We start from the raw sequence: 1,597 nt of genomic DNA, 5'->3' as shown, positions 1-1,597 counted from the left end.
CCGCCGTGTTCAGCCGCCGAGGCCCAGGCGGCGGCCAGTGCCGCAGGCAGTGCCGCGAGTACCCGCTCGGTCCGCTCCGCACCCACGCTGGCGTCCGGCACCGGCCCGCCAAGCAACTCCCAGGTGTCGTTGGCCAGCCAGCGCCGCACCAGGGTCGTCGTAGGCGCCGGGACACCCGACGCCATCCACTCCCACGTCCGGTCCCCGAGCACCGGCCGGTACAGCCCGGCGGCCAGCGCCCGCTGAAAACACGCGTACAGCAGCGCCGCCCCCGACCCGGCACCAAGATCCCCGTCCCACGAGGCGAGCAGAGACCGCGCCGCCTCAGCGCCGGAATCGGCGAAAGGCCCAAGCCCCCCGAGCACCCGAATCCACGCCAAAGCCGCCCACGACACCGTGTCGGCCTGCATGCCGGCCAGCGAAGCCACGCTCAGCGAACCGGATCCGGAGAGCAGCGACCTGATCCGCTCCGCCCGGAACGGCTGCGAGAACGTGTAGGAGATGTAAGGCGAAGACGCGTCCGTGATCGTGTTGTTCGCCGTCATCACGAACCCTACGTCGGGATCGACCGCCCGCGGCAGCGAAGCGAACGGCACGGACCCGGTCCATTCGCACGACCCGTCCCACCCCGCCACGGGCAGCCGGCGTCCCCCCGGACCCGAACGCACCGGCACTTCCCCCCGGCACTGATACGCGATCCGCCCGGCGGTGTCGGCGCAGACGAGGTTGTTAACCGGATCAACCCACCCCTCTTGCGCGGACGCCAGCTCCGCAACGGACCTCGCGGTAAGCATCGGCAGCAGGCACTCGAACCCCCGGTTCGGCCGGTACGTCCCGACCCACTTCAGCGTGATCGCCGTCCCGTCGGCCGGGTCCCCGTGCACGACCGGCCCGTGCCGCGTCGCCCAGGTGGTGACCGGCACCTCGTAGTCGCCGCGCACCAGGATCCGCTCTTCCCGCACGGACGCGTTGGCCCACCCGTCCGGCGTGAGGTACCGCGACCCGTCGAACTGCTCGATGTAGAGGTCCTGCGTGTCCGCGTCGCCGTGGGTGATCGCCCACGCCACTGAGCCGTTGAACCCGAAGTGCGGGAACCCCGGCAGCCCGGGGAACGTCGCCCCCGCCACATCGAATTCAGGGCACGACACCTGGCACTGCCAGTACACGTTCGGGGTGTCGAGCGCACGGTGCGAGTCGTTGCACAGCACGGCCCCGCCATGCGTGGTCCGCCGCCCGCTGACCGCCCACGCGTTGGACCCGGGCTCCGCCTCCGCGAGAAAGCCAAGGTGCCCGGCGATGTCGCCGAGAGCCGAGTCCAGCAGCCGCGACACCCGCCCGTCCGGCGGAACAGCCAGCGGTGACCCCAGCGGCGGCCGCGTCTCGAGCCGGGAGAACGCGTCCGGCCCGATCCGCGCCAGCAGCACCCCGTTCACCAGCTTGTGCTGCCACTGCCCCATCAGCACATGCCGCACCTTGAACGCCGCCACCGAATGCCACGGCTGCCACGCCTCGACCCGGTCCCGCAATGGCAGCGGCAGCGCCCCGTTCGCCACCGCGTCGTTCACCCCGTCCGCGTACGCCTCGAACGCCGCCCGCA

The 1,597-nt window shown here is 71.9% G+C and carries 1 protein-coding gene; it reads right to left on the bottom strand.

What is annotated here, in order from left to right:
- Positions 1-1,597 (bottom strand): penicillin acylase family protein (locus tag WA805_RS06680; RefSeq protein ID WP_425241895.1); only part of this gene is annotated, 1,597 nt, incomplete at both ends.

Origin of the sequence: Trebonia sp. (assembly GCF_049794275.1) — a bacterium.
In the GTDB taxonomy this organism is placed as follows: Bacteria; Actinomycetota; Actinomycetes; order Streptosporangiales; family Streptosporangiaceae; genus Trebonia.
Note: the sequence above shows the minus strand (reverse complement) of the source record. Positions and strands in the feature narration are given on the sequence as shown.